Source organism: Nonomuraea sp. NPDC005501 (assembly GCF_040605905.1).
Classification (GTDB): Bacteria; Actinomycetota; Actinomycetes; order Streptosporangiales; family Streptosporangiaceae; genus Nonomuraea.
The window spans coordinates 1-6,816 of record NZ_JBEXDT010000181.1 but is presented as its reverse complement, the minus strand read 5'-3'; the positions used below and the strand labels follow the sequence as shown (position 1 = coordinate 6,816).

Annotated in this window: 4 protein-coding genes and 1 pseudogene; all 5 read left to right on the top strand. The window is 70.7% G+C overall.

Going from position 1 to position 6,816, the window contains the following annotated elements; translation table 11 throughout:
- Positions 1 to 52 precede the first annotated feature (52 nt).
- Positions 53 to 1,078 (top strand): ABC transporter substrate-binding protein, encoded by a 1,026-nt coding sequence (locus ABZS51_RS41845; protein ID WP_355453670.1) that lies wholly within the window; start codon positions 53 to 55, stop codon positions 1,076 to 1,078.
- A 3-nt stretch (positions 1,079 to 1,081) separates the two neighbouring features.
- Positions 1,082 to 3,964 carry a hypothetical protein gene (locus ABZS51_RS41840; RefSeq protein ID WP_355453667.1) on the top strand — a complete coding sequence of 961 codons (2,883 nt, stop codon included), beginning with the start codon at positions 1,082 to 1,084 and terminating at the stop codon, positions 3,962 to 3,964.
- Between the two features lie 6 nt (positions 3,965 to 3,970).
- Complete coding sequence (locus ABZS51_RS41835; RefSeq protein ID WP_355453665.1) at positions 3,971 to 5,446, top strand: glycoside hydrolase family 43 protein; 1,476 nt, start codon at positions 3,971 to 3,973, stop codon at positions 5,444 to 5,446.
- Positions 5,443 to 6,159 (top strand): alpha/beta hydrolase, encoded by a 717-nt coding sequence (locus ABZS51_RS41830; protein ID WP_355453662.1) that lies wholly within the window; start codon positions 5,443 to 5,445, stop codon positions 6,157 to 6,159. The genes ABZS51_RS41835 and ABZS51_RS41830 overlap by 4 nt, the downstream gene beginning before the upstream one ends.
- A gap of 455 nt (positions 6,160 to 6,614) precedes the next feature.
- Positions 6,615 to 6,816 (top strand): annotated as a pseudogene (locus ABZS51_RS41825) (OmdA domain containing protein); the annotation flags it as partial.

Genomic DNA, 6,816 nt, shown 5'->3' with positions numbered 1-6,816 from the left:
CGCTCGCTTCCACCACTTCGCTATTCGTCAGGATCTTGCCGACAAGTACGGAATGAGCGAGATTACGGACTTCTCCGGACTGGAGAGGTTCTGGTACACCGTCAAGCAGAAGAACAAGGACATCATCCCCATCGGGGTGAACTCCCGCATGCCCAAGCTGCTCGTCGCGTGGAACCCGGTCGGCTGGCTCAACCCCTCCATGTGGGAGAACCCCCGAACGAGCATCGTCTCCTTCACCGGCGAGTCCCTCGCCTTCGTCCTCGCCGCCGACGGCAGGCAGACCGGCTCGTCCCACCCGGTGCCGTTCTGGGAGGCGCCGGGCATGGTCGACGCGCTCCGCCTGGTCCGCAAGTACTACCAGGACGGGCTGATCAACAAGAACGCGCTCACCCTCGACTCCAAGGCGCTCGAATCCCAGCTCAAGGCCGGCCGCTTCGCCACCGCCTGGGCCATGACCGACGGCCTGACCTCGCAGCTGCTCCCCGAGCTGGCCAAGAACGTCCCCGGGGCGACGCTGGCCAACGTGATGCCGCTCAAGGGCGGCAAGGACGCCAAGCCGTACCAGACCTTCCAGGCCGACAACTTCCTCGTGCTCAACGCCAAGGGGCAGAACAACGAGAAGGCCATGCAACTGGAGGACTGGCTGTCCATCAAGGACAACCACGACCTGATCACCTACGGCGTCCAGGGCAAGGACTGGAACCCGATCGGCGACGACAAGTACGAGATGCTGTCCACCTACACGTTCCCGGGCTTCGGGCTCTCCTGGCGGGCCAAGCTGGAGCGCCGCGTCAAGGGCATGACCGCGTCCGAGACGACCTGGTTCGACTGGGCGCAGGACATCGACAACTTCACCGTCGATCCGTACGCCGGCTTCGTCCCCGACCCCGAGCCGGTGAAGCGCGAGAACACCCAGATCACCGCGGCCATGACGCAGTTCGCCAACCCGCTGTTCATCGGCGCCGTCGATGTCGACCAGGGGCTGGACAAGCTGAAGAAGGCCCTGGACAGGGCCGGCCTGGCCAAGGTCCAGGCAGAACTGGCCAAGCAGGCCGACGCCTACCTGAAGGGTCAGTGACCCATGGCACACCACCTCAGCCGGAGAACCGTGCTGGCGTCCTCCGGCGCGCTGGCCGCCGCCACCTGGTTATGGAACGGCGAGGCCGCCGCCGCCGCGCCCCGCCGCGACGAGCCGCTGGACGTGGTGGTCTTCGGGGACAAGGCCTCCGAAGCCGCCCACGCGGTGACCGCCGACCGCTCGGAGGTCGTATCGGGCGGACTCGGCCGGTCCGCCCGCGTGCTGCACCCCCAGGAGCCCGCCGGGGTCTGGGGCGGCACGATCTCCTTCGCCGTCAGGTGCGCGCCGCGCGGCACCACGTACGTCACGATCAAGCTCTGGGGCGACGACCACGCCGCGAGCGAGGCCGACCAGTCCCGGCTGCAGCTCTTCTGCGAGGGCAGGCAGGTCGGCCACTATCACCTGGGCGCGGTCGACCCGCTGGACATCCTCAGCCTGGACGCCCACGCGCCGGGCCGCTTCCACTACCACACGCTCCCGCTGCCGGAGGCGATGACGCGCGACCGCGAGCGGGTCACGCTGGAGATCAGGTCGATGGGCCGGATCTGGGGCTACGGGCAGAACGCGGCCGAGTTCTACCGGTCGATGGACAAGCCCAGCCGCCCCTTCTACCGGATCTACACCCATGCCGAGCCGTACTTCCCCGGCGACGGCGTCCAGGGTCCCGTGCCGAACGCGCCCGTCCGGCCCGCACCCGGCCCCGAGGTGCTGGAGCAGATCAAGGCGAGGGTGCTGACCGAGCACCGCAACTGGCTCGACGGCAACCCCGCCTCGCTCGACTCCTGGGCCTTCCAGGGGCTGGCCGAGGGCTATCACTGGCCCGAGAGCCCGGCCCACCGGAACCCGGACGCGATCGACCAGGTGCTGGCCGCCGTCGACGCCCGCTACACCAAGTGGCTCACCGACCCGACCGTGCTGACCGGCTCCGACCAGCAGTGGGAGGGCTTCGCCAAGGTCGGCATGGCGCTGCTGCTGCTCCGTGACGTCCTGGGCGACCGGCTGGAACGCCCGGTCGGCGGGCGGGCCGTGGGCGCGCCCAACCCGGGCTTCGAGCGCGGCGGCACGGCCCCCGCCTCCTGGAACACCGCCATCTGGCGCGGCACGGCCACCTGGCTCTGGGACGACACGGTCAAGCGCGGCGGCTCCCGCTCGGTCAAGGTCACGGCCGCCGCCGGCGCCGCCGCGGGCTGGAACACCGCGCAGAACCGCACCCTCGTCGGCCAGGGCAGGCATCGCTACAGCGTCTGGGTCAGGACCCAGGACGTCGTGGCCCCGGGCGCGTACCTCGACGTGCTCTTCTACGACGCCGCGGGAAAGGTCGCCGGCACCGACAACAAGTTCTACGCACCCGTCGGCACCCAGGACTGGACGCGGATCACCGCGGAGCTGACCACCCCGGCCACCGCCGTCGAGCTCCGGCTGGACCTCCGGGTCGAGGGCGGCGGCACCGCCTGGTTCGACGACGTCGAGGTCACGCCGCTGGACGGAGCCACCCAGCCCGACCAGGGTGACCTGCCGGTACGGCGGGACGCCTACACCAGGATGCTGGCCGAGTCCATCTCGTACTGGCGTCAGCACATGCCGCACTACAGCAACCAGGTGCAGATCTGCGCACTCGGCATCTACCGCTGCAACCGCGCCCTGATGCTGATAAATCCGGAGAAGGCGCCGCTCGCCGAGGAGAAGGCCCGCGACTACATCCACCAGGCCGTCGGCCTGAAGCCGTTCCTCGGCCATGAGGACGCCGCCGGCAACCCCAGCAAGATCCTCGGCGAGCACTTCTACCAGGTCACCAGGAAGGGCCTGACCAGGGAGCTGGGGTACGTCGGGAACTACGGTGAGGTGACCGACTGGCTGGTGCTGCTCCACGAGGCCGTCACCCGCTTCGACGGGGTCGAGGATCCGGAGCTGACGGCCCAGCTGATCAAGATGATCAACGCGCGGGCCGTCTTCCGCTATCCCGAGGTCGACAACGACGGCTACCGCACCATGCGCATGGAGGCCGCCGTCGGCTGGCGCGACGACCACTATCCGGGCGACGTCGTCTACGCCCAGCGGCTGGCCTGGGACGGCAATCCCGTCATGGCCGCGGCCGTGCTCGGCGACCCCTCGATCGCCGGGCACGCCCAGCGCATGGTCGCCGACAACCAGCTCTTCGGCCACCTCGGCCTGCTGCTCACCAACACCTGGCCGCGCGTCGGGCTGAACGCCCTGCGCCTCCTCCAGCGCGACTGGCCCGGCTTCCAGGCGCTTCCCCCGGCCAGTACCCGCTTCCCCATGGACTGGGACGCCCCCGGCTTCGTCTTCTCGGACGAGGAGAACGGCGTCGTCGCGATCAAGAACGGCGCGGAGATCCTCTACGTCTCCCTCTACTGGCGCGCCCGGCAGGCCGTCAACGACCTGGCCCGCGTCCACCACATCACCCCGGACACCCACCGGGTCGCCACCATCCGCCAGCAGTGCCAGGTCACGCCCACCGGCGACACCTGGACCGAGGCCGACTGGGTCTGCTTCAACTTCGCCATCAACGACCCCGCCGCCTCCCACATCCCACCCGGCGGCTTCCCGCCCCCCGGCCCCGAGCTGCACCAGGGCTTCGCCGGCGAGGTCCTCAAGGTCGGCCCGCACCCCGCCGATGTGCCCGACCCGGCGCTCGGCGTGGACTTCCCCGGGGTCGAGAAGCTCTTCGTCGGCAAGGCCCAGTTCTACCGATGCTCCTACGGCCGGTACCTCATCGGCATGAACACCTCGGAGGACCGCCCCCGCACCATGCACGTGACCGGCTCCGGCCACGCCCGTGATCTCGTCACCGGCCGCCGCGTTCCCCTCGGCCGCCCGATCGAGGTAGGACCACTCAGCACCGTGGTGCTCCACCTGGAGAACTGAGCTCGCATGATCCGCAATCCCGTCCTGCCCGGTTTCCACCCCGACCCGTCGATCGTCCGGGTGGGGGAGGACTACTACCTGGCCACGTCGACCTTCGAGTGGTACCCGGGCGTACGCGTCCACCACTCGCGCGACCTGGTGAACTGGCGTCCGCTGGGCGGCATCCTGACCGGGCGCGGGCAGCTCGACCTGTCCGGCGTGCCCGACTCCGGCGGTGTCTGGGCGCCGGACCTGACCTACCACGACGGGTTGTTCCACCTCGTCTACGGCGTGATGGACAACTACGCCCTCGGGTACAAGGACATCGCCAACTACCTGATCACCGCCCCTTCGATCGAGGGGCCGTGGTCGGACCCGGTACGGCTGCCCGGCCGCGGTTTCGACGCCGCCCTCTACCACGAGGACGGCCGGAGCCGGCTGCTCACCATGGTCTTCGACTCCCGGCCGGGACGCGGGTTCGCCGGGATCGAGCTGCAACCCCTCGACGGCGGCGAGCCCGAGCTGATCCTGCCCAACCGCAACGTCACCGAGGGCCCGCATCTCTACCGGATCGACGGCTGGTACTACTTGATGGTGGCCGAGGGAGGCACCGGTTTCGAGCACGGGATCACCGTGCTGCGGTCCCGCTCGCTCGCCGGGCCGTACGAGGAGGATCCGGCGGGGCCGATGCTCACCTCGCGGCACGACCCGAGCCTGGAGCTGCAGAAGGCGGGGCACGGCTGCCTGGTGCGGACGCAGACGGGGGAGTGGTACGTCGCCCACCTCATGGCCCGGCCGTACCACAACCGCAGGTGCGTGCTCGGCCGTGAGACCGCGCTGCAGCGCGTGGTCTGGGAGGACGGCTGGCCGCGCGTGGCGGGCGGTGTGCCCGCCGTCGAGGTGGTCCCGCCCGCGCTGCCCGCCCATCCGTGGCCGGTGACCGAGGACTCCCCGGGCGGTCTCGGACCGGAGTGGAGCACGCTGCGGCGGCCCGCCTCACCGGACTGGCTGGTCGCCGGCCCCGGCGGCCTCACCGTTCAGGGCGGCCAGTCCCCGTACGGCCTGCGCAGCCCGAGCCTGGTCGCCCGCCCGGTCACGGCGCACAGGTGCTCCCTTGAGACGGTCATGCGGTTCGAGCCGGGCAGCGTCCATCAATCGGCGGGCATCACCGCGTACTACAACTCACGCAACTGGCACTACCTCGCACTGACCACCGACGGCCTGGTGCTGACCAGCAGCGACCGGGGCACCCGCACCGAGCGCCTGCTCGGGCCGGCGGGGCCCGAGGTCAGGCTGCGGGTGGAGTTCGACGGGCCGGTCGTGCGGTTCAACGACGGCCCCGAGCTGGACGCGACGATCCTGTCGGACGAGCACGCCGACGAGTTCGTCGACGGTCACGTGCGCTCGTTCGGCTTCACCGGCGCTTTCGTCGGACTCTGGGTGCAGGACCTGGCGGGCGAGGGCTGTGCCGCGCGGTTCGAGCACATCCGGTACGACGCGTGAACGTCTACGCGGAGACCCGGGGGCGTGAAGGACCTCCGCTGCTCCTGGTGCACGGCTGGGGCGGTGACCACCGGGTGTGGCACGCGCTGGACTTCGGCGAGCGCCGGGTGATCGCCCCCGACCTGCGCGGCCATGGCAGGTCCCCGGCTCCGGCGACCGGATACCGGCCTGTTGACCTGGCCCGTGACCTGCTGCCGCTGCTGGACGAGCCGGTGCTGGCCATCGGGCACTCCATGGGCGCCCAGGTGGTCACCGCGCTGGCCGTCGAGCATCCGGAGCTGGTGAGCGCGCTGGTGGTCATCGCCCCCGCCTACGGCGCGGACGAGGCGGAGGAACGGCTCATCCCCGGCCGGCTGGCGGCGTTGCGCGCCGACGGCGCGGCCGCGGCGTCGCGGCAGCTCGGGCCGCTTCCCCCGCCGATCGCCGAGCGGCTGCTGGCCACACCCGGTCACGTGCTGGCCGAGTGCTACGCCGGGATGTACACCCTGCCGGGCGCGTTCGGGGTGCGCCGGGAATCCGAGCGGTACCTGGCCGGACGGACGTGCCCGGTGCTCGCCGTCCACAATGTCCCGGAAGCGGCGCGGTGGGAGGCGGGACTGCCCGGGCACCACCGATCCACGACCGTGGTGTGGCCGGACGCCGGCCACTTCCTCCACCTGGACCATCCCGCTGCTTTCGTGGACCTGGTGTTGTCCGAGTGGGGCACAGGGTGAGCGCGCGGGGGAGAGACACAAGCCCCACGCGGTGACGCACGTCAGAAGACGTTCCTCAGGAAGGGCGGTGTGGGGGCCACGCGCAGCGCCGCGGGCACGGCCCACGGCGTCATGTCCGTGCTCGCGGATCAGGCGGCCTGGAGCAGAGGGCTGGGCGACGATGCGCGCGCGTTCCACGTGCCGCCACCGGGCCTCGGCGTCGGTGGTGGTGCGGGCGGCGCGCATCTCGGTGCGGTAGGCGGCTCGTACGCGGTCGGGCATCGGGCGGCCGATCGTCAAGTGTTCTCCTCGGCGGGGGAGCAGCAGCCGTCCCCGCACGTCCGGGGCTCGCCGGCGTCAGCGGACGGGGCGGCGCCGGTGGGTACGGGGACGGCGCAGCTTGAGTTGACCGATCTCCCGCGCACCGACCTGCCCCTGAGTGCGGCACGAGCGTGCGACGTGGTTGACTGCTGCGGATGGATCGCGACCGAGAAATCCTCTTTTTCCCCTCGGCTGAGGCATTCGAAGAATGGCTCAGCGCTCACCACGCCTCGCAGCCGGGGATCTGGCTCAAGCTCGCCAGGAAGGTGGCGGGCGTCGATGCGCTGGACTACCTCCAGGCGCTCGATGTGGCCCTCTGCTACGGCTGGATCGACGGGCAGAAGGACGGATTCGACG